This is a genomic window from Bradyrhizobium lablabi (assembly GCF_018131005.1).
Classification (GTDB): Bacteria; Pseudomonadota; Alphaproteobacteria; order Rhizobiales; family Xanthobacteraceae; genus Bradyrhizobium; species Bradyrhizobium lablabi_D.
This window is the reverse complement of record NZ_JAFCJK010000006.1, coordinates 436129-456739: the sequence shown is the minus strand read 5'-3', so window position 1 is coordinate 456739 and position 20611 is coordinate 436129. Positions and strand designations below refer to the sequence as shown.

At 64.0% G+C, this 20611-nt stretch carries 18 protein-coding genes; 5 read left to right on the top strand and 13 right to left on the bottom strand.

What is annotated here, in order from left to right; genetic code table 11:
* Positions 1 to 6 precede the first annotated feature (6 nt).
* The 3 genes from JQ553_RS20810 to JQ553_RS20800 are packed head-to-tail and all read right to left on the bottom strand — an operon-like array spanning position 7 to position 4127.
* The gene (locus JQ553_RS20810) at positions 7 to 2232 is read right to left on the bottom strand and encodes a molybdopterin cofactor-binding domain-containing protein (RefSeq protein ID WP_212501862.1); all 2226 of its coding nucleotides are present in this window, start codon (positions 2230 to 2232) and stop codon (positions 7 to 9) included.
* Positions 2229 to 2726: a (2Fe-2S)-binding protein gene (locus JQ553_RS20805; RefSeq protein WP_249144454.1), complete on the bottom strand. Its 498-nt coding sequence runs from the start codon at positions 2724 to 2726 to the stop codon at positions 2229 to 2231. Before JQ553_RS20805 ends, JQ553_RS20810 begins: the two co-directional genes overlap by 4 nt.
* Positions 2727 to 2738: 12 nt before the next feature.
* Positions 2739 to 4127, bottom strand: coding sequence for a cytochrome c (locus JQ553_RS20800; protein ID WP_249144453.1), 1389 nt, complete (start codon positions 4125 to 4127; stop codon positions 2739 to 2741).
* Between the two features lie 56 nt (positions 4128 to 4183).
* On the opposite strand from JQ553_RS20800, the gene recQ reads away from it, so the two are divergent.
* The 3 genes from recQ to JQ553_RS20785 all read left to right on the top strand — a co-directional run bounded on the left by recQ (position 4184) and on the right by JQ553_RS20785 (position 9011).
* On the top strand, positions 4184 to 6049 hold the full coding sequence (recQ, locus tag JQ553_RS20795) for a DNA helicase RecQ (RefSeq protein ID WP_212501861.1): 1866 nt from the start codon (positions 4184 to 4186) through the stop codon (positions 6047 to 6049).
* A 172-nt stretch (positions 6050 to 6221) separates the two neighbouring features.
* Positions 6222 to 7970: an NAD(P)/FAD-dependent oxidoreductase gene (locus JQ553_RS20790; protein ID WP_212501860.1), complete on the top strand. Its 1749-nt coding sequence runs from the start codon at positions 6222 to 6224 to the stop codon at positions 7968 to 7970.
* Positions 7971 to 8069: 99 nt separating this feature from the next.
* Positions 8070 to 9011 (top strand): metallophosphoesterase, encoded by a 942-nt coding sequence (locus JQ553_RS20785; protein WP_212501859.1) that lies wholly within the window; start codon positions 8070 to 8072, stop codon positions 9009 to 9011.
* Positions 9012 to 9062: 51 nt separating this feature from the next.
* Here JQ553_RS20785 and JQ553_RS20780 read toward each other — a convergent pair whose 3' ends face one another.
* Positions 9063 to 10316 (bottom strand): S1C family serine protease, encoded by a 1254-nt coding sequence (locus JQ553_RS20780; RefSeq protein ID WP_249144452.1) that lies wholly within the window; start codon positions 10314 to 10316, stop codon positions 9063 to 9065.
* Between the two features lie 405 nt (positions 10317 to 10721).
* Here JQ553_RS20780 and JQ553_RS20775 point away from each other — a divergent pair, with 405 nt between their 5' ends.
* Entirely contained in the window at positions 10722 to 11879 is a 1158-nt protein-coding gene (locus tag JQ553_RS20775; RefSeq protein ID WP_249144451.1) for a LysM peptidoglycan-binding domain-containing protein, read from the top strand.
* A gap of 21 nt (positions 11880 to 11900) precedes the next feature.
* Here the strand turns inward: JQ553_RS20775 and JQ553_RS20770 are convergent, their stop codons facing one another.
* Positions 11901 to 12278 (bottom strand): cytochrome c family protein, encoded by a 378-nt coding sequence (locus JQ553_RS20770; protein WP_212501856.1) that lies wholly within the window; start codon positions 12276 to 12278, stop codon positions 11901 to 11903.
* Between the two features lie 125 nt (positions 12279 to 12403).
* Between JQ553_RS20770 and JQ553_RS20765 the strand changes: the two genes are divergently transcribed.
* Entirely contained in the window at positions 12404 to 13213 is an 810-nt protein-coding gene (locus JQ553_RS20765; RefSeq protein ID WP_212501855.1) for an NAD-dependent protein deacetylase, read from the top strand.
* Positions 13214 to 13388: 175 nt separating this feature from the next.
* Here JQ553_RS20765 and JQ553_RS20760 read toward each other — a convergent pair whose 3' ends face one another.
* The 8 genes from JQ553_RS20760 to JQ553_RS20725 all read right to left on the bottom strand — a co-directional run bounded on the left by JQ553_RS20760 (position 13389) and on the right by JQ553_RS20725 (position 20490).
* Entirely contained in the window at positions 13389 to 13682 is a 294-nt protein-coding gene (locus tag JQ553_RS20760; protein WP_212501854.1) for a hypothetical protein, read from the bottom strand.
* A complete protein-coding gene (gene minE, locus JQ553_RS20755; RefSeq protein ID WP_212501988.1) occupies positions 13679 to 13957 on the bottom strand; it encodes a cell division topological specificity factor MinE in 279 nt (92 codons plus the stop codon). Before minE ends, JQ553_RS20760 begins: the two co-directional genes overlap by 4 nt.
* Positions 13957 to 14772, bottom strand: coding sequence for a septum site-determining protein MinD (gene minD / locus JQ553_RS20750; protein WP_212501853.1), 816 nt, complete (start codon positions 14770 to 14772; stop codon positions 13957 to 13959). The genes minE and minD overlap by 1 nt, the downstream gene beginning before the upstream one ends.
* A gap of 20 nt (positions 14773 to 14792) precedes the next feature.
* A complete protein-coding gene (minC, locus tag JQ553_RS20745; protein ID WP_212501852.1) occupies positions 14793 to 15506 on the bottom strand; it encodes a septum site-determining protein MinC in 714 nt (237 codons plus the stop codon).
* An 874-nt stretch (positions 15507 to 16380) separates the two neighbouring features.
* Positions 16381 to 16614, bottom strand: a complete 234-nt coding sequence (locus tag JQ553_RS20740; protein WP_212501851.1) for a hypothetical protein — start codon at positions 16612 to 16614, stop codon at positions 16381 to 16383.
* A 150-nt stretch (positions 16615 to 16764) separates the two neighbouring features.
* Complete coding sequence (locus tag JQ553_RS20735; RefSeq protein WP_212501850.1) at positions 16765 to 17700, bottom strand: LysR family transcriptional regulator; 936 nt, start codon at positions 17698 to 17700, stop codon at positions 16765 to 16767.
* Between the two features lie 309 nt (positions 17701 to 18009).
* Positions 18010 to 19407 (bottom strand): NAD(P)/FAD-dependent oxidoreductase, encoded by a 1398-nt coding sequence (locus JQ553_RS20730; protein ID WP_212501849.1) that lies wholly within the window; start codon positions 19405 to 19407, stop codon positions 18010 to 18012.
* Between the two features lie 552 nt (positions 19408 to 19959).
* Entirely contained in the window at positions 19960 to 20490 is a 531-nt protein-coding gene (locus tag JQ553_RS20725; RefSeq protein ID WP_212501848.1) for a hypothetical protein, read from the bottom strand.
* Positions 20491 to 20611: the final 121 nt, after the last annotated feature.

Genomic DNA, 20611 nt, shown 5'->3' with positions numbered 1-20611 from the left:
GGGATCTCACGCGTCGATCGCATCCTTGATGCGCTTGCGACTGAGCGGCAGGTCACGCAGCCGCTTTCCGGTCGCGTTGGCAATGGCGTTGGCAAGCGAAGCGGCGGCCGGGCCCTGCCCGGTCTCGCCGCTGCCAAGGAACGGCTGTCCCGGGCGATTGATGATGTGAACGTCGATCCGTTCCGGCACCGCATTGAAGCGCAGGATCGGATAGGTCTGCCAGTCGATGCTGGTGATCCTGGTTTCATCGAAGCTGACTGTTTCATACAGCGTCCAGCTCGTCGATTGCACGATCGCGCCTTCGATCTGGTTGGCGAGGCCATCCGGGTTGACGACCTGGCCAGCATCGACGGCGGCGACCGCCCGCACGAGTCGCGCGCGGCCGGTCTCGCGATTGATCTCGACTTCGGATGCGATCGCGCAATAGGCCGCGAGATTCTTGTAGCGCGCGAACGCAAAGCCATAGCCGCGGTTCAGGGGCGCCGTTTGTCCGCGTGTCCAGCCAAAGCCCTGGGCGGCCTTCTCGATCACCTCGCGGCCACGCTTATCGCCGAGATGATCCAAGCGGAATTGCACGGGATCGGCGCCGGCAAGGGCCGCCAACTCATCCATGAAACTCTCGATCGAGAACACGTTGTGATAGGCGCCGAGTGCACGCATCGCTGAAACTCGCAGCGGCATCGCAGGAATGAAGTGATGGACCACATGCGCGTTCGGAAACGTGTAGATCGGAATCGCGTTGCGATCGCCGCCGCCTTCCGGCAGCGGCAACGGCTTTGGCGCAGGCACCGCAAACGACTGCGCCATGTGCTGGGCCGCGAGCAGCGCGCCGGCTCCGCCCGGCCGCATCGAATGGGTGTTGCTCCAGACGGCAAAGCTCCAATCGGCAATCTTGCCGTTGGCGTCGAGCGAGGCCTTCAGCTTCGTCACCATCGCCGGGCCATAGGGTTCCCAGGCGTGCTCCTGCTCGCGCATCCACTGCACGCGGACTGGACGTCCGGGAATGGCGCGCGCAATCAGTGCGGCGTCGGCCGCGGCATCGTCGGCGCCGTTGTGGCCGTAGCAGCCGGAGCCTTCGACATGGATCAGGCGCACGCTCGCCGGCGGCATGCTCAGCATCTCCGCGATGCCCTGGCGATCGGGATAGACGCCTTGCGTGTGCGTCCACACCGTCATGGCACCATCCACCAATTGCGCGACGGCACAGGATGGCCCGATCGAGCCGTGTGATTGGTACGGCCGCGAATAGCTTGCCTCGAGCGTCTTGGCCCCGGTCGCCGAGGGATCGCTGCGCTCGAAGATCGTGGAGTCCTGTGAAGGCAGGCCGGTCAGCACCCTCGTCAGATCATCCTGTTTCGGCAGCTTCGCGCTTTCCTTCCACTTCGCCGCGGCGGCAAGCGCGTTCATCGCCTTGACTGCTGGAAACTCCTTCTCCGCGACCACGGCGAGAAAATTGCCGTCCCGCACGATCTTGACGACGCCGGGCATTTTCTCGACCGCGGCGGTGTCGCATTCGGTCAGTTGCGCGCCATAACTCGGCGGCCGCACCACGCGCGCATGCACCATGCCGGGAAGGCGCATGTCCTGCACGTAGGCCGCTCCACCGGTGACCTTGGCGGGGATGTCGACGCGCGGCACCTTATGGCCCATCACCCTGAAGGCCGCCGGGTCTTTCAAATTGGACGTCGACTGCGCCTGGACATGCAGCAGGTCGCCGGCGACGAGCTCGCGATAGGTCAAGCGCCTTCCATCTGGCGCGCTGACCGCGGCGTTCTCCGTCCGCAGGGTTTCCGCCGGCAGTTCGAACCGCTTCGCGGCTTCCGCAACCAGCAAGGCTCGCGCCTGCGCGGCCGCGTGCTGGATCGCGGTGCCGCTGTCCTGCATCGAATGGCTGCCGGAGGTATAGCCCTCGTTTGCCGTGAGCTTTGTATCGGCGGTGACGACGTTCAACGCGTCGAAGTCAACATCAAGCTCCTCCGCGGCGATCTGGCGAAACGCGGTCTTGAATCCCTGGCCGAGTTCGACCTTACCGGTGAACACGGTGATGGTCCCGTCGGCATCGATGCGGATCCAGGAATCCAGATAGGGCGACCTTGCCAGGCTGCCCGGCAGCTTCGGCCCTTGGTCCGGCTTCGGCTGCTGCGCCAGGGCGCGGCGCAGCGAAAAACTGACAATCAGCGCACCGGCGCCAGCCAGCACGGTTCGGCGGTCGATAACCACAGGCGCGTTCATGGGACGCTCCTGTCGGTCACGGATGAGGCATCGGCCGTATCCATCAACCGGGCGGCGCGATGCACTGCGCGGAGGATGCGCATATGGGTGCCGCAGCGGCAGAGATTCGGCTCCAGCTCGGCGCGAATTTGCGCGTCGGTCGGTTTCGGGTTTCGCAGCAGCAGCGCCTGCGCTCGCATCATCATTCCGGCGATGCAGTAACCGCACTGCGCCGCCTGCTCCTCCATAAAGGCGCGCTGGATCGGCGCCGGCTCGGCCACGGTGCCGAGCCCTTCGAGGGTCGTCACCTGTTTACCCCCAAGCAGGACCACTGGCGTGACGCAGGACAGCACCGCCCTGCCGTCTACGATCACGGTGCAGGACCCGCATTGACCGAGCCCGCAGCCGAACTTCGCCGCGTTGAGCTTGATATCGTCGCGCAGCACGTAGAGTAACGGTGTGTCTGGATCGGCGTCGACCTGATGGTCGCGACCATTGACTTTCAATGTCATCATGGCTTGCCTCGATCATTTGGAATCGTCGGGGACCGTGCGCAGTTGCGGCGATGTCGACAGCGAAGCGGCTTGCGTCGAACGCGCCTCGCGCACGGTCTTGTCGAGATCGCTCCAGGCCGGCTGTTTGCCGAAGCGTGCCCGCAGGAAGCTCAGCAACGCAACCATTTGCGTGTCATCCATGCTGTCGGAAAATCCCGGCATGATCGGACCGCGTTCTCCCTCGACCGCATCGATGCCCGACAGCACGATGTTGATGAGGTTGCGCGGATCGGGACTTGCGATCGCGGTACTGAGCGCCAGGTTGACGCCGCCATAGGGCAGCGGCCGGCCGGTCTCATGGCAGGACGCGCAGGCGGCGGCGTAGATCGTCGCGCCCGCGGCTGCGCCCTGCCCCGTCGAGGGCGATTGCGCCTGCGCCACTGAGGCCCTGGCAGGCCGTTCGCGGTCAGGCGCCGGTACGCCGCCCGACATGTCCGCCATGTAGACGGCAATGGCGCGCACATCGTTGTCCGGGACCGATGACAAATTGCTGACGACATCGGCCATCGGCCCGCGCGCAGTGCCGTGGTCAGGGTGCCAGCCGCGGCGCAAATAGGCGTAGAGCGCATCCGCATCCCACGGCAACGGCGAGTGAGATGAGTCGTTCAGGGCATAGGCGTGCCAATTGTCGACGTCGCCACCGGCGAATTGCGCGTTGACGCGTTCGGCGCCGAGCGCATTGCGCGGCGTATGGCAGGCGCCGCAATGCGCGAGCCCCTTGACCAGATAGGCGCCGCGGTTCCACTCCGCGCTCTTCGTCCCGTCCAAGTGAACGCCGTCGCGTCGAAGGTACAGCAATTTCCATCCGGCGATGGCGGGCCGCTGGCTGACCGGGAAGGACAATTGGTTTTCCGGCAGCGACGCGTGAACCGGTTGCCGGGTCATCAGAAACGCATAAAGCGCCCGGTCGTCCGCGTCGGAGATATGGGTGAAGTGGTCGTATGGAAAGGTCGGGTAGAGATGATGGCCGTCGCGGCTGACGCCCGTGCGCATCGCGCGGACAAATGCCTCTTCCGGCCAGCGCCCGATGCCGGTCTCGGCATCCGGCGTGATGTTGGATGAGAAAACCGTGCCGAACGGCGTCGGAACCGGCACGCCGCCGGCGTAATTCCCGCCGCCGCGTATAGTATGGCAGGTGTTGCAGTTGCCGATCGCGGCGAGAGCGCGGCCGCGCTTGACGAGCGCCGGATCGAACGAGTCCGGCCGCGGCGGCTCGACCGTGGCAATCGACGGCCGCCAGGTGGCGGCGAAGGCCGCGGCCGCCCCGGCGATCAGCACGGCAACGACAACGCCTGTGATAATCGGCGACTTACCAGCCATGCCTGTGAATTGAACGATGATGGGACCGTGTGTTAACGCCATGCCTCCGGTATCGTTCGGCCCCACGACCCCAATCACCGCCTTTTGACCGTCGAAACATGACCGCCCAGCCAGCCCTCGATCGCACTCCGAATCCGACCCGCGATCCGCTTTCCGTCCTCAATTCCATATTCGGGCTACCAGGCTTCCGCGGCGCGCAAGCACAGATTGTACGCCACGTCGCCGATGGCGGCAATTGCCTGGTGCTGATGCCAACCGGTGGCGGCAAGTCTCTGTGCTACCAGTTGCCGTCACTGCTGCGCGACGGTTGCGGCATCGTGGTATCGCCGCTGATCGCGCTGATGCGCGACCAGGTCGCAGGGCTCGTCGAGGCCGGCGTCAATGCAGCGGTCTTGAACTCGACGCTGTCGTATGGGGAGGCCTCCGAGGTCGAGCGGCGGCTGCTCGCGGGCAATCTCGACCTGCTCTATGTCGCGCCCGAGCGCCTGTTGACGCCGCGCTGCCTCAGTCTGCTCGGCCAGGCGCGGATCGCGCTGTTCGCGATCGACGAAGCGCATTGCGTGTCGCAATGGGGGCACGACTTCCGCCCGGAATATATCGGTCTCTCCGTGCTCGCCGAGCGCTTTCCCGACGTGCCGCGCATCGCGCTGACCGCGACCGCCGATGCGTTGACGCGCCAGGAAATCGCCGAACGTCTTTCGCTGACTGACGCGCCGCATTTTGTCGCGAGCTTCGACCGACCCAACATCCGCTACGAGATCGTAGACAAGCAGAACGCGGTCACGCAACTGAAGAACTTCATCGCCAAGCGGCACTCAGGTGAAGCCGGCGTCGTCTATTGTCTGTCCCGCGCCAAGGTCGACGACGTCGCGGCCACGCTCAAGGATGCGGGCATTCCCGCGCTGCCCTATCACGCCGGGCTCGATGCTGCCGTGCGTGCGCGGCATCAGGACCGCTTCATCAACGAAGACGGCATCGTGATCGTCGCCACGATCGCCTTCGGCATGGGCATCGACAAGCCGGACGTGCGTTTTGTCGCGCATCTCGACCTGCCGAAGAGCATCGAGGCCTATTACCAGGAAACCGGCCGCGCCGGCCGGGACGGCAAGCCGTCCACCGCATGGATGGCCTACGGTCTCTCCGACATCGTGCAGCAGCGCCGCATGATCGACGAGTCGACCGGTTCCGACGCCTTCAAGCGCGTCTCGATCGGCAAGCTCGATGCGCTGGTCGCGCTGGCCGAGACCGTGCATTGCCGCCGCCACCGGCTGCTCGGCTATTTCGGCGAGACCGACAGGGCCGAGAGGTGCGGCAATTGCGACAACTGCCTGTCGCCGCCCCGCGTCCGCGACGGCAAGGTGTTGGCGCAGAAATTACTCTCCTGCGCCTATCGCACCGGGCAGCGCTTTGGTGCGATGCATTTGATCGACGTGCTGGTCGGCCGGCTGACCGAACGCGTCAAACAGTTCAACCACGACCAGTTGTCGGTGTTCGGCATCGGCCGCGAGCTCAATGAGAAGCAGTGGCGCGCGGTGCTGCGCCAGCTCGTGGCGATGGGGCACCTGCGTGCCGACAGCGATGCCTATGGCGCGCTGAAACTGACCGACGCTGCGCGCGGCGTGCTGAGGGGCGAGACCCCCGTGATGCTGCGCGAGCAGCCTGAAGGCGCGCGCAACCGTGCGATCCGCGACAAGTCTCGCCGCGGCGAGTTGGCGACCGCAGCCAATGGCAAGGAGGCCGCAAGCCCCGCGCTGCATGCCGCCTTGCGTGCGTGGCGCGCGGAGGTGGCGCGGCAGCGCGGCGTGCCGGCCTATGTCGTGCTGCATGATTCCACCATCGACGGCATCGCCGCCGTGCGCCCGGAAACCCTGACCGAGCTTCGCTGCATCGCCGGGATCGGCGACAAGAAACTCGAACATTACGGCGACGAGCTGATCAGGCTGGTGAGGACGACCGAGAACTAGCTCGATCGAGTTAAGAGGCGCTCCGATACCGCGGCGATCGCCACGGCAGCATAGGAGCCATACCCGGCGCGGCAACGCGCTTGCTTGCAGGCCTCGCCGCATCAGCCCTAATCTTTCCGTTGCCGCGTCCAACGAGGCGCCGGCCAAGACAAAGACGGGGAAGAGACGAACTATGGTTCAAGAGAGCGCTGCGCGCGTGACTGCGCGCCCTGCCGAAACCGGAACGGTCGACGCCGTTGTGGTCGGCGCGGGCTTCGCCGGGATGTACATGCTGCACCGCCTGCGCGGGCTCGGCCTCACCGCGCGGGTTTATGAGGCGGGCGGCGGCGTCGGCGGAACCTGGTACTGGAACCGCTATCCCGGCGCGCGCTGCGACGTCGAGAGCCTGCAATACTCCTTCTCGTTCTCCGAAGACCTCGACCAGGAGTGGAGCTGGTCGGAGAAATATTCGCCGCAGCCGGAAATCCTCGCCTATGCCAACCATGTCGCCGACCGATTCGACCTGCGCAGTCAGATCGCGTTCGACACCCGCGTCACCGCGGCGAGCTTCGACGAGACGGCGGGCGCGTGGCTGATCGAGACTGACCGCGGCGACAAGGTCACGGCGAAGTTCTGCATCATGGCGGTCGGCTGCCTGTCGGCACCGAATCGTCCCGCCTTCCCCGGCACGGACCAGTTCCGGGGACCGATCTATCACACCGGCGAGTGGCCGCATGAGGGTGTCGACTTCACCGGCTTGCGCGTCGGCGTCATCGGCACCGGCTCGTCCGCGATCCAGTCGATCCCGATCATCGCACGGCAGGCCACGCAGCTCACGGTGTTCCAGCGCACCGCAACCTGGTCGGTGCCGGCGTGGAACGCGGCGCTTTCGGAGGAATATCTGAAGGAGGCCAAGGCGCACTACCCGGAGCTGCGCGCGAAAGCGCGCGCGCGCCCAACCGGCTTCTATTTCCCATTCAACATCCAACCCGCCTTGCAGGCGAGCGCAGAGGAGCGCGAGGAGCAATACGAGGCGGCGTGGCAGCGCGGCGGCCTTCCCTTCCTCGGCGCCTATGGCGACCTTCTGTTCGAGAAGGCCGCCAACGACACCATCGCCGAATTCGCGCGGAAGAAGATCCGCAGCATCGTCAAGGATCCCGGAACTGCCGAGTTGCTGTGCCCGCGAAACGTATTCGGCTGCAAGCGGCTCTGTGTCGATACCAATTACTTCGAGACCTACAACCTGCCGCACGTCAAGCTGGTCGACGTATCGACGACGCCGATCGAACGTTTCACGGCCGAGGGAATCGTGGTCGACGGCACCGAGCACGGGTTCGATGCGATCGTCTCGGCAACCGGCTTTGCCGCCATGACCGGCTCGTTCGACAGGATTGCGATCACCGGCCGTGGCGGCCGGACGCTTGCCGAGAAGTGGCGGGCGGGCCCCCGCGCCTATCTCGGGATCGCTTCCGAGGGCTTCCCGAACCTGTTTATGATCACCGGTCCCGGCAGCCCGTCGGTGCTGGCGAGCATGATCCAGGCAATCGAACAGCATGTGGACTGGCTGGCGGATTGCCTCGGCCACATGCGCGACGTCGGCGCCGCCACGATCGAGCCGACACACGAGGACGAGGAGGCCTGGGTCAGCCATGTCAACGACGTTTCGACAGTGTCGCTGCGCTCGACCTGCAGCTCCTGGTATGTCGGCGCCAACATCCCCGGCCGTCCGCGCGTGTTCATGCCTTATATTGGCGGCTTCCCGGTCTATGTGCAGAAATGCAACGCGGTGATGAACTCAGGATACGACGGCTTCGTGCTCAAAGGCGCGCGCAACAGCAACGCGCCACCCCAGGTGCGCTTCACAGGGCGCTGGCAGGTGCCGCTCGACATCGAGGTGATCTCGCCGGCGGCGGTCGCGGCCAAACGCGTGCCCGTGGTCTGAGCGGACCCGTCGCACTCTGTCCGCGCAGACATCGGCCGTGTTATGTTCGCGTCGAACCGCACGCGCTTCCGCCGGAGCGCGCGGTCCCGACGGCGGGCGATGACGGAAGTAAATCTCGAACGACTGATCGCGCGGATCGGCGACGATCATGTCGCACGCCGGCTCGCGATCGAGACCGAGCACGAGGCGCAGTTGTTCGGCCAGGGGACGCTGGTCTTCAATTTCGAGAACTGGCGCGTCGCCCCGATGATCGTCGAGGGTGCGCTGAAACTGGCCGGCCTCTATGGCCGCGCGCGCCGCAACGCCGACCATGTGGAGGTGAAGCGCAATATTGTGATGTCGGCGCATCTGCCGAACGCCTTCGACGGCTTCACCATCCTCCACCTCAGCGATCTCCACACCGATATCAGCGTCGGCGCCATGCAGCACGTCCTGAGCCTCGTCGCCGACCTCGCCTACGACGCCTGCGTGCTGACCGGCGACTATCGCGGCGCCACGTTCGGTCCGTTCGGCAAGAGCCTGTTGCTGATGAAGGATTTGTGCACACGGCTGAAACCGCCGCTGTACGGCATCCTCGGCAATCATGACAGCATCCGCATGGCGCCCGCACTCGAGGCGATGGGAATTCGCATGCTGTTCAACGAATCCGAGGCGATCGCGCGCGGCGGCGAGACGATCCATCTCGCCGGCATCGACGACGCGCATTTCTATCGCATCGACGATATCACGAAGGCCGCGGCAGCGATTCCGCGTGAGGCCTTCTCGATCCTGCTCGCCCATACGCCCGAATCCTACCACGCGGCGGCGCAAGCTGGCTTCGACCTCATGCTGAGCGGCCACACCCATGGCGGCCAGCTCTGCCTGCCCGGCGGCATCGCGATCAAGCTCGAGGCGCGACTGCCGCGCCGGATGGGCGCCGGCGCCTGGCGCCACGAACAACTGGCCGGCTACACCTCGCGAGGCGCCGGCACCAGCCTCTCGCCGGTACGACTCAACTGCCCGGCTGAGGTCACGCTGCATACGCTGAAGCGCGCGGCGTAAGGCGACGCGGCGAGAGCGCTATCGGTTCGGATTGGATCAGGACGCTCCAGCTCAATTGCCCGGCTTTTTAGCGCTCTGCTCGTTCACGGTACACGTGATCAACAATGTGAAGCCACGCGCCTCCCTGGCGATATCGGCCGTTTCCTTCTTGGCCCCGTCTCGCCACTCGGAGGCCCGATATGTCACGGCGCTGTTGTCGAGGAAGTCGCGAAGCGCGCCGGTCTTGATGGCGAAATTGATGTTTTCGGGAATGGTCCCGGTCGCCCGGGCAACCTTGACCGCGTCGAGCTTCGCAGCCACCACGCCGACGACGGCGCCACCAAGGTCCAACAGCGGCCCGCCGCTGTTGCCCGGCTGTACCGCCGCGCTGATCTGGAGGTGACGGGTGTCGTTGAGGATGCCGCTCAGCGAACTGACGATGCCCGTGGTCACGGTGAAATCGGATGTCAGCAGCCCATGATAGGGAAAGCCGATCGCCACCACGCCGTTGCCGACCTGAATGGAGTTTTGCCGGATGCTGGCGACCTCCTTGAAGGGACTTGGTGCCTGCAACAGCGCGAGGTCATTGGTCTCGTCGCTCGACACCAGCCGCAGCTTTGCCGGCGCCTCGCCGCTCAAATTGCCCGATATCTCGCCGCAACCGCCGACGACGTGCTGGTTGGTCACGACGTGCCCGCTGCTGCTGACGACAAAGCCGGTACCGGTCTGGGTCGCGGACCTGGTTGATCCGGGCGCCGCGCTTAGTGCGGCTTGCTGTGGCGGCGAGGCGGCTGCGGGCCGCGCGACCAGCGCGAACTCGCCGGCGTTGGCGATGCCGTTCTTCTTGATCGAAGCAACGCAATTGACCAACGCGGGCAGCAATTGCGCGGTCTGACTCAGGTTGAATTGAAACAACTGCCCTTGCGCAAAGGCCGTCATCTGCCGCGCCTTGCGGAACTGGCTGATCAGGGCCGAGTTCACCGGCAGGTCGACGCTGACGATGTGCGCGTCCCTCGGCATGCCGTAGACATTGAACGCAGGCTGGGCGTCGAATGTCAGTGCGAGTGGGAATGCTTGCCCCGGCGTCAGCCGCCAGTCCTCGTGAGCGAACCCCAGCCACCAGTTTCCATTCGCGGCGATCGAGACCGAGAAGTAGATTCCGCTCTGATAGATCGTTGTCGCCGAGCAATGGCTGAACCCGCCGTTCTTATCGTCGGTGAAGGCGCCGCCTTTCCAGTTGCCGACGGTGATCGACCCATATGGGCCACGGGCGCTCGAAGCTGTTGCGGACAGAATCAACCACGCGGCCGCAACGACCGCCCACATTGCAACTCTCATGACGCACTTTACCCCCGCCTCGACCGACTAAAGGTGACGTTTATGGCACATCCATAAGTAGCCAGTATGATCTATTTCGCCGTGTGCATGCGCGGCTGCGTTGGTAAACGACACCCTCGGATCTGAAAACTATGTTCCCATTTTGTTCCCATGCTGTCAATCCTGACGTGTAGCCGAAACGCGTATCTGACGATCCCGTGAGAGCGCTGTGCCGAGCCAGGAGCGCCGCTGACGGCGCGTCGGTCAGCCCGGTTGACCGACGGCGTACCCATTGAGTCCACTTGATGGACCAAACAAATCGGCGCAGGCTCCACCCAGAGATTCGAAAAGCTTCGGCCAGTCAGGCGGGATGGTCAACGAACAGGCATCATGAGCGCGATATCGATGAACCGAATGGTTTTGCCATTCATCGCACTTGCCGCCGGCGGAGTCGCGGCGTTGATGTTCGCTGTCCCGCGCACCTTGCAGATTCCGTCAGCCGGTACGGCAACTGTCGATGCGAAGGGCGTTGCAACCGCCGCACCGCCGGCAGAGGCGCGCGATCAGGGCGCGGCCGACGTCTCCGCGGCTCAGTCGGAGGCGGGCAAGCTGGCGGCAGCGATTGCAGGGCCGCCGCCGGCACCGGGCGGCGACCAGCTACCCGAGTTCGACGTCGTCCGTATCGAGCCGAACGGCGAGGCGGTGGTCGCCGGCCGAGCGGCACCAGGCGCAACGGTCGAGTTGCTGCGCAATGGCGAGCCACACGACCGGGTAGTCGCCGATCAATCCGGACAATTCGCAATGATCCCCCGCGCGCTTCCTCCGGGGAACTATGACCTGACCCTGCGTGCCCGGAAGGGAGACGGCAGCGAAGTCGTGTCCCGGCAAAGCGTAGCGGTCGCGCTCGAGCCCACGCCGAATGAGCGGCCGATCGTGGCGCTGATGAGCCCCGACAAGCCGACCCGGGTGCTATCCACGCCTCCCACGTCAGGGCCGGTGGCAGGCAAGGTGGTTGTCGAGGCGGTCGAGACCGAGGCGAACGGAAAACTCCATGTCAGTGGCCGGGCCCGCCCGGGCGCCAGCGCGCGGCTCTATCTCAACGACAGCTTCGTGGCGTCGGCGACCGCCGGCGACGATGGGCGTCTCTCGGTGACGATCAACGCGGGCGTGAAGCCCGGCGGCTATCGCGTCAGGCTGGACGAGGTCGATTCGGATTCCGGCGCCGTCCGCGGTCGCGCCGAAGTGCCGTTCAACGTTCCCGACACCATCGCTGCCGGCTCGCTTCAGCCGCAGACTTCAACCTCGAGCGAGTCACAAGCCGCCGTTGCCCCGCGGCCGCGACTGGCGGCCGCCGACTCGGCCGCTGTCCCGAACAAACCTTCGCAGTCATCCGTGATCGTCCCGAAAGTCATGACGGCCACCGTTTCCCGCGGCGACAGCCTCTGGCGCATCAGCCAGCGCGCCTTGGGCGCGGGACAGCGCTACGTGGTGATCTACCGCGCGAACAAGACGCAAATCCGTAATCCCAATCTGATTCATCCGGGCCAGGTGTTCGTGATGCCGACCCGGTGAGGCGGCGCCTCAGGCGGACCGCTACTTGCCCGGAGATTTCAGGAACTCCACGATCTTCGAGCGGTCGTCGGACGATCGCACGCCGGTGTACGGTTTCATCCCGTTGCCGGACACCAGGGCATCGGGATTCTCGATAAAGCGCGCAAGCTTGTCATCGTCCCAGACGAAGTCGGCTGACTTCATCGCGTCGGAATAGCGAAAGTTCGCCACCGATCCGGCCTTGCGGCCGATGATATTGTGCAGGTTCGGGCCGGCGCGGTTGTCACCCTCCTTGATGGTGTGGCAGGTCCGGCAGGAATTGTTGAACGCCTGCTCCGCCGTGGAACCTCCACCCTGTCCATGGGACGGCGACAACATCAGGGACGTCATCCCGCAGATGACGACGAACCTTGGCTGCATGAGATCACCTCTTCGACGGCGCACCTGCACCACGCGTCAACGCGGAGACCGCATGAAGGGTCCTCCGCCACTGCGGACGCCTCTGCATCTGGTGCAAGCGCTGCAAGTGCACTACATGTGGCGCCATGCCACATCGCGCCCTCGAGGATTTCGTCGACAGGCACCGACGCCTGTTCGTCCTGACCGGGGCTGGCTGCAGTACGAATTCCGGCATTCCCGATTATCGCGACAGCGACGGCAACTGGAAGCGGACGCGGCCGGTCACCATCCAGGCGTTTCTCAACGAGGCCGGCACAAGGCAGCGCTATTGGGCACGGAGCATGGTCGGCTGGCGGCGGTTCGGCCGCGCCGCGCCGAATGACGCGCATCGCGCGTTGGCAAGCCTCGAAGAGCGAGGCCGATGCGAGCTGCTCCTGACCCAGAATGTCGACCGGCTGCACCAGGCCGCCGGCAGCAGGCGGGTTATCGACCTGCACGGACGCCTCGACGTCGTCCGCTGTCTCGGGTGCGCCGCCACGACGACGCGCGAGGCGTATCAGGGCGAGCTGGCGCGCCTGAACCCCTGCTGGCTTGGCCTCGATGCCGCGGATGCGCCCGACGGCGACGCCGATCTCGAACACCAGGACTTTTCGTGCTTCGTCGTGCCTGCTTGCCGGTCCTGTGGCGGCGGCATCCTCAAACCCGACGTGGTGTTCTTCGGCGAGAACGTGCCGCGCGATGTGGTCGCTTCAGCCCGGAGCCATCTGGAGCAGGCCGACGCCATGCTGGTCGTCGGATCGTCGCTGATGGTCTATTCCGGCTTTCGCTTCGTGCAGATGGCGGAACGAAGGGGGCTGCCGATCGCTGCCGTCAATCTCGGCCGAACCCGCGCCGACGAGCTTCTCACGCTCAAGGTGGAGGACCAGTGCGCGGCGGCGCTTTCGTTCCTGCTGTAAGGCTGGCCGCCGCGGGCGAGCAGGTCGCGCCGCGCGCCGATGACGGGGCCGCAATTCGCTCTGTGCGCTGTCGTGCGAGTGAAGCGAATCAATCCATCCAACCGCGCGTGTGGCGGCATGGATTGCTTCGTCGCTATCGCTCCTCACAATGACGGTTGCATGCGCCGACAACAGCTCACGCGCGGCGGCGCTGGGGCTTAACCGGCGTGTTGGCGTTCCAGTGCGTCCAGCTCACGCTCGCAAGGCTGCCGAGATCGGTTGCCAGCGGCCGGCGGGTCCGCCGCTCATACTCGGCGATGCATCGGCCGGATTCGCCGATCTTGCGCCGCAATTCGGCGATCGTCATCTGCACCGCGCGGCTGCAATTCGGGCCCGACTGCTGACTGGCCTCGAGGTCTTTCAGCGCGGCGCGGTGCCTGCGGAGCTGCGCGCGTTGCCAGGCGATGTGACTGTTGCTGTCTGCGGTCATGTGGCAGCCGCCATCTTTGATCGTTGCACGCCGTTCGGCACCTCGATGTCGACTTCCAGCATCGAGACGAACTTGCCCCGGTCCATCCGGACCACGATCTTCTCCGGATCGAGTTCGACATGCCTGGACACCACCCCGAGGATCTCCGAGCGCAGAAGTTCCAGGAGATCGGGCGCGCCGTTCCGGCCTCGCTCATGCGAAAGCAGGATCTGCAGCCGCTCCCGCGCCACGGGAGCGGATGCAGCGCGACTGCCAAAAAGCCGAATCAGGTTCATCATGCCGCCCTCCGTCGCAGCAGTCGGTTCATCAGGCTCTTGCGCGCGACCGGCACCGTCATCGGCACCGTCTCGCCCATCAGGCGGCGCACGGCGTCGATATAGGCCCGGGCCGGCGCGCTTGCCGCATTGTTCAGCGTCACCGGACTTCCTACGTTCGAGGCCTTCAGCACATCCTGGCTTTCCGGCACGATGCCAAGCAGCGGCGTCGCGAGGATTTCGAGCACGTCGTCGATCGACAACATCTCGCCGCGCGCGGCGCGAGCGCTGTCGTATCGGGTGATAAGGAGATGCTTCTCGACCCGCTCCCCGCGTTCGGCGCGCACCGTCTTCGAATCCAGCATGCCGATAATGCGGTCGGAGTCGCGGACCGAGGAGACCTCGGGATTGGTGACGATGATGGCCTCGTCGGCATAGCGCATCGCGAGCGTCGCGCCACGTTCGATGCCGGCCGGGCTGTCGCACAGGATCCAGTCGAACTTGGTCTTGAGTTCGGCGATCACCCGCTTGACTCCGTCGTCCGTCAGCGCATCCTTGTCGCGGGTCTGCGATGCCGGCAGCAGCCAGAGATTCTCCAGCCGCTTGTCGCGAATCAGCGCCTGCTGGAGCTTTGCAACCCCCTGCGTGACGTTGATCAGGTCGAATACGACCCGCCGCTCCGCGCCCATGACAAGGTCGAGGTTGCGCAGGCCGACATCGAAGTCAATGACGACAACGGTTTGTCCTATTTGCGCGAGTGCCGCGCCCAATGCGGCGGTCGACGTCGTCTTGCCAACCCCGCCCTTCCCAGACGTCACGACCAATACTTTCGCCATTCTCATCTCCTCGCGGTCGATCAGTTCAACGGTGTGATTCGCAGTTCTTCGCCTTCGAGCCACGCCTGGGCGGGCTGATTGCGCAGGGCTTCGCCGATTTGCTCGGCGGTCTGATAGTATCCATCGATGGCCAACAGCTCGGCCTCGATCCTTTGGCAGAAGATTCGCGCCGACGAATTGCCATTGATTCCGGCCATCGCGCGGCCCCGCAGCGTTCCGTAGACATGGATCGAGCCGCCGGCCACGATCTCGGCGCCGGAACCGACCGAGCCGAGCACGGTGACGTCGCCATCGGGAAACACGATCGATTGGCCGGAGCGGACCGGGCTGTCGAGCAACAGGGACGCCGACTTGGTCCTGGTCCTCGTCTTCGTTTTCGTCTGCGGGTAGTTCTCCGCCTCGGCCGCGGTCAAACCGGAGGGCCGTCCTCCGGTCAGCAGCGGCGGCATGTTGGGGGTGAGCTTGTCGCCGTTCACGCCTTCGACGCCGAGGACGCGGATGTTGCGCTGATCGAGGCTTGCGAGCAGATGGGCAATGGCAGTCGGGCTGAGGTCCACCGAGGACAGGTCGAGCACCACAGGCTTGCCGGTAAAGAAGCCGGGGGAACGGGCCAGCGTCGCATCGATATCCGCAAGCCAGGTCACGATCGGCACGACAGGGGTGAAGACGAACGCAACATAGGAGCGGCCGCGCATGCGGACCGGTTGACGTGCTGTTTGCGTACTGGCGTCCATCGACACTGACTCGGCTTGCATGTTGAATAGTTAACAATCGTCACGCATGGTTAACCGAGGGTTAACGCCGCCGGGGTTTTCGCGGATTTGCACGAGGAAGCGGCAATAGGGCTTCGGCGCCGACGTCTCCACCTCGTCATGGCCGGGCTTGTTCCCGGCTCGCCACGCCTGCCCATCATGGCGAGTTCGTGTCGGCTGATGGCCCGCTCGACATCGTGCCCTTCCCGGTCCGTAGTCCTACGGTAGCCCCGCATCATGCTTGCGCCGCATTGAGCGGCTTCTTCTCTGCCCCGGGACAAGCGTGGGGATTTCGTGATGCAAGCGGGCGCCAAGTCGTCACCCGAAGAGACAACCTGTGCGTGTGATGTCTGCGGAAATCACATGACGCTGCTGGCCGCCTTGCCGTCCACGCCGAAGCACCATGCGGTTCGCATCTTTCGTTGCTACCGCTGCAATACGGTCAGGTCGGAGCGCGACGGCGCCTGACGCCGGCATTTCCGCAGCGACTGGCCAAGGCAGGACGGATGTTAGCGGCCACCCGAGGGCGCCCGCCTTGTTGATCTTCAAATTTTGCGGCGGCGACGCGGCGGGCTAACCGGTGGGGAGTCTCGAAGTCTTCGGCTTGGGACGATATGTCGAGATCGCGAACCGGGACTCGCTTCACGTTGGGCGCATCGAACATCGCCAGCATGAGCGCGACGCCCATGCCAGCTCCCGCCAATCCAGGAGCACGATCGTCCTGATCCGTCCTGTAGACTATCTGCGAGGCATCCGAGCTTCACCAAGAGCTTTGTCGTACTGTCGAAGGTTTCACAATGCGTTCGAACGATGAAGGGCTCTCCGTTGAATGTTCGCGACACAGATCGAGGTCTGATCAATGCCATCTGATCGGCCCAAAGATCGACGAATGGTTGCGTGCAGCTTCGTCGACGAAGGGCATCGGGGTGGTGTCCTCGAAGTTGCCAGGCCGACGCACTGTCATGCGGTCGGCACCCCAGGCGGGCGTCACGTACGGTATGCGCTTGACGCTGGTTTCTTTTGCCTGCGCCGGAGCGCCCATCGAAAGGATTACGGCTACCGCGAGCAGCCCTACAAGGTTCTTGGTCATTGCTGTTCTCCTGGCCACAGGCCGTGACCAGCCTGTTGCAACAAGACATAGCAAGAGCTTCAGGATGCCGGAATTTAGGTCGTGCTCATATCGCTTGTTACGATTGGTATGAGCAGCGAAAAAGCGGCGCCGCGCACGGCGTGTGCAAGATCAATGCGGGCCGGACACGTCACTTTGGGATAAGGTCACCACGCTGCCGTCATCCCTCAATGCGGGGTCCGCTTGAACTGTTTCGCTTAAGAATTCGATCACGGCACGGATGCGCGGCGGCAGGTTGCGGCGTGAAGGATAGACCAGTGTCAAAGGCACGCGCGCGGGCGGAAACTCCGGCATCAGGGCGCGCAACCGGCCTGTGGCGATATCATCAGCGACCAACAGATGTGATAGGAGCGCAACCCCATGGCCATTCAGCGCCGCGAGGCGCACGGCCTCGGAATTGTTGGCGCGAAATCGGCCGTGCACGGACACCGACACGGCGCCTTGGGGACCGGCGAACCACCACTCATCGCCTCGATAGACGATGCAGTCGTGCTGTCGCAGATCGGCAGGCTCTTTCGGCGCCGCGCGGCCCTTCAGATAAGCCGGCGCCGCGACAAGGAATAAGGTGCCCGCACCGATCCGACGGGAGATCAGCGCGGAATCGCTGACCTCGCCGACACACACCTGGAGATCGATGCCCTCTTCGATGAGATCGCGCAAACTGTCGTGCAGGAGGAGTTCGATCGACAATTCGTCGTACTTCTTGATCAGCGAACCGAGCTTGCTGCTGAAATAGAGCCCCAGCGAGACCGGAACGCTCAGGCGGACACGGCCGACCGGCTTAGTGCGGCGACGCCCCGTTCGTTCCTCCAGCGCGTCCGCCGAATCGACCAGCTGCTGAGCCGCTGGGACAAACTCGCGTCCTTCGTCCGTGAGGGTGACGGCATGTGTGCTGCGCTGAACCAGGCGGGTTCCAAAATGCTCTTCAAGCGCGCTCACTTGTCTCGACACTGCCGGCTGCGTAACGCCGCGCTCCTCCGCCACAGCCGAAAACGAGCCGACTTCGGCGACACGAAGGAAAGTCCGAAGTGCAGCAATGAGATCCACGGCGCATACTCAAGGCATCAGGCATTACAAGGCGACCATGGCTTCATGTGGTCGACATGGACGAATATCTAGTCAATCTCGAGGTGACCGGGAAGATTAACCGCGATGTCATCGGTGAGCATTAGGCCAGCAGCATGACCATACCCAACGCAACGACCGGCGCGGTTGCGAGACTCATCCTCCAACAGCCCGTGGACTTGTCCAGAGCGTCTCCGGCATTGCAGCCACTCTTGCGAGCTTGGTCTTCGCCGTAGCCGGAATACAGATGCTGCATAGGGCTCGCGCCCCATGAAGCATCTCTGGCCGCGGTCAGGCCGACTTCACGGGAATGCCCTCAAACAGAGAGCCCAAGCCCTCGGCAATGGTGAGATGCGCGATCACGGCATCGCGCAGCTTCGTGTAGGGCATTTCGGCGAGCATCGCCGCCTGCACCGTGGTCATGACTTCGCCGGCCTCGGAGCCGATCATCGTGAATCCGAGGATTCGATCATCCTTGGCGCCGACCAGCACTTTCATGAATCCCTCGGGCTCGTCGGTCGCTAATGTCCGCAGCACGTTGCGCATCGGCAGCGTTGCCGCGCGGAAGGGCATGCCCTGGCGTTGCGCTTCGCCCTCGGACAGGCCGACGCGAGCGAGAGGCGGGTCGGTGAACATCACGTGCGGAATGAGCCTGTCATCCGTGCTGCGATTGCCGCCGGCCATGTTGTCCCGGACGATCCTGAAGTCGTCGACCGATACATGGGTGAAGTGCGGGCTGCCGGCGCATTCTCCGATCGCCCAGACGCCCGGAGCGGTCGTCCGGAGCCGTTCGTCGACCTGGATAAATCCGCGTGGCGTCAATGCAACGCCGGCCTTGTCGAGGCCGATATCAGCCGTATTCGCGATCCGCCCGACCGCCACGAGCAAATGGCTGCCCTCGACAGTCCGCTGCTCCGGCTCGGTCGCAATGGTGACTGAAACAGATTGGCCGCTGCGCCCGTCGACACGGAGAGGCTTGCCGCCCAGGATAATATCGATGCCTTCGCCGGTCAGGACTTTGCTGATCTCGGTAGCCACTTCGCTGTCCTCGCGTCCCATGATCCTCGACGCAGGCTCAATGATCGTGACGCGGCTGCCGAAGCGGCGGTAGGCTTGCGCCATCTCGACCCCGATATAGCCACCGCCGAGAATGATCAGATGCTCCGGCGCGATATCGAGTTCGAGCGCTTCGATATGGGTGAGCGGTTGCGCCTCGCGCAGGCCGGGAATGTCAGGCATCGCTGCATGCGTGCCGACATTGATTACGACCTCGTTGCCCGCGAGTACGCGCGTGCCGCCCTTGTTCAACCGGACATCGATCGTCTTCGCGCCAATGAAGCGGCCAGTTCCCATGATGAGTTCTGCGCCGGTCTGCTTGTAGAGGTTCAGGTGCGCATCGATCTCGAACTCGACCATCCTCTGTTTGCGAAGTCGCACCGCGGCCATGTCCGTTCTTGCGCGGTCGGCGACGATGCCGAAGTGAGCCGAATTGTGAACAAGGTGCGCCACCCGGGCGCCCCAAATTTCATTCTTTGAGGGCAGGCATGCAACAGCAGGACACGAACCGCCAACCCATTGCCGTTCGACGACGGCAACCTTCTTGCCCGATCGGCCCAGATGCCAAGCGAGCTTCTTTCCCCCCTGACCGCTGCCAAGGATGACGATGTCGAACGTTTCAGATTGAGCCATGGTGATTCCCTTGGATGGTAGGCCTGGCGTTGAACCGGCTGCTTCGACTCACGCGTCAATTTGCATGAGAGACAATCCGATGCGGCAGGCCGGTACGCGCGCGGATGGCGCGGCTTTGCGATAGCAACTCACTTGGGCGGCGACAGTCGGTGACAGTTCAGCACACATCTCCTAACCGCGTGCTGCGCTGCCATAAAGTAATATAACGGTTATCGACGGGCTCGTTGAAGCCGCCCAATTGATGTGTGTTTGGCAAACTTGCTCAGCACCGCACTCGGACTGCTCACGGAGAGAAATGGCTAACACCTCTCGCGATTGTGACACCGTGAGATGAACGGCTCAACGAGAGCTCGAATGAGATGGCGCGCGTTTCAGTCGGACTTCGCGGGTCACTTTCTTTGCTTGCTCGACCTGCCCCTCAGACTTGTCGTGACAGTTCTCTAACGAGCGCTTGATCAAAAGCTGAAAGCAGATTTGCGGAAAGACATCCGCTTCTGTCGCTGAACTTGCCGCCACTATTTCATTGATCGCTGCCGGGTTCCGTGTCACCATTCAATTTGCTCGAGGCTCGCTCCTAGAGACATTTTTATTGCAGCGGCGACGCCGTTCCGAGCTGCAGGTCTGTGACTGCCTCGCATTTTGCTTTTTTGCTGCGAACTCCTTGTGACATTCATCTGAAACTTGGAGGGTGCTTTGGCCAGCATTGATTCCATTAGCAACGATCCCGCCATCGACGGCGAGCCCATAGCCGGCGAGAACGGAGATGCCGGCGACGAGACCGATGGCAGGTGCGCCGCGCCTGAGCCGGTCCAGGATTTCGAGACCACGTATTTTGTGCAGATTGCGCCCATGGTCTACGAGTTCGACCTGGGGCGCGCGGCCATTCTGCCTGCAAGGATCAAAGGTCGAGGCGCCGAGATTATCTCGAAGGATGGCATCGCCGGCCACTTGGATGATGTGCGTCAGGCCCTGAGCCACCGCGAGATCCGGAATCGAAAGCAATTCAACGACTTGATCCGTGAAGGCGCGAGCGCGCTCGGCAGCGCCTGGTATCTCACTGGAAAGGCGGTTGAGAACGCCCAATGGGCTGTGGGATTGGAGTATGCCCAGACGTGGACTTCGCGGGGTTACAAGCGCGGTCGCCTGGTGAGTAGCGTCCCGCTAACGCTGTATCCCGGCACCAAGGAAATCTCAGTGCGCTCCT

Excerpts from the sequence above, each read along its gene's own strand:
- JQ553_RS20810 (WP_212501862.1), bottom strand. The coding sequence starts at position 2,232 with ATGAACGCGCCTGTGGTTATCGACCGCCGAACCGTGCTGGCTGGCGCC.
- JQ553_RS20805 (WP_249144454.1), bottom strand. The coding sequence starts at position 2,726 with ATGATGACATTGAAAGTCAATGGTCGCGACCATCAGGTCGACGCCGAT.
- JQ553_RS20800 (WP_249144453.1), bottom strand. The coding sequence starts at position 4,127 with ATGGCGTTAACACACGGTCCCATCATCGTTCAATTCACAGGCATGGCT.
- recQ (WP_212501861.1), top strand. The coding sequence starts at position 4,184 with ATGACCGCCCAGCCAGCCCTCGATCGCACTCCGAATCCGACCCGCGAT.
- JQ553_RS20790 (WP_212501860.1), top strand. The coding sequence starts at position 6,222 with ATGGTTCAAGAGAGCGCTGCGCGCGTGACTGCGCGCCCTGCCGAAACC.
- JQ553_RS20785 (WP_212501859.1), top strand. The coding sequence starts at position 8,070 with ATGACGGAAGTAAATCTCGAACGACTGATCGCGCGGATCGGCGACGAT.
- JQ553_RS20780 (WP_249144452.1), bottom strand. The coding sequence starts at position 10,316 with ATGTGGGCGGTCGTTGCGGCCGCGTGGTTGATTCTGTCCGCAACAGCT.
- JQ553_RS20775 (WP_249144451.1), top strand. The coding sequence starts at position 10,722 with ATGGTTTTGCCATTCATCGCACTTGCCGCCGGCGGAGTCGCGGCGTTG.
- JQ553_RS20770 (WP_212501856.1), bottom strand. The coding sequence starts at position 12,278 with ATGCAGCCAAGGTTCGTCGTCATCTGCGGGATGACGTCCCTGATGTTG.
- JQ553_RS20765 (WP_212501855.1), top strand. The coding sequence starts at position 12,404 with ATGCCACATCGCGCCCTCGAGGATTTCGTCGACAGGCACCGACGCCTG.
- JQ553_RS20760 (WP_212501854.1), bottom strand. The coding sequence starts at position 13,682 with ATGACCGCAGACAGCAACAGTCACATCGCCTGGCAACGCGCGCAGCTC.
- minE (WP_212501988.1), bottom strand. The coding sequence starts at position 13,957 with ATGAACCTGATTCGGCTTTTTGGCAGTCGCGCTGCATCCGCTCCCGTG.
- minD (WP_212501853.1), bottom strand. The coding sequence starts at position 14,772 with ATGGCGAAAGTATTGGTCGTGACGTCTGGGAAGGGCGGGGTTGGCAAG.
- minC (WP_212501852.1), bottom strand. The coding sequence starts at position 15,506 with ATGGACGCCAGTACGCAAACAGCACGTCAACCGGTCCGCATGCGCGGC.
- JQ553_RS20740 (WP_212501851.1), bottom strand. The coding sequence starts at position 16,614 with ATGACCAAGAACCTTGTAGGGCTGCTCGCGGTAGCCGTAATCCTTTCG.
- JQ553_RS20730 (WP_212501849.1), bottom strand. The coding sequence starts at position 19,407 with ATGGCTCAATCTGAAACGTTCGACATCGTCATCCTTGGCAGCGGTCAG.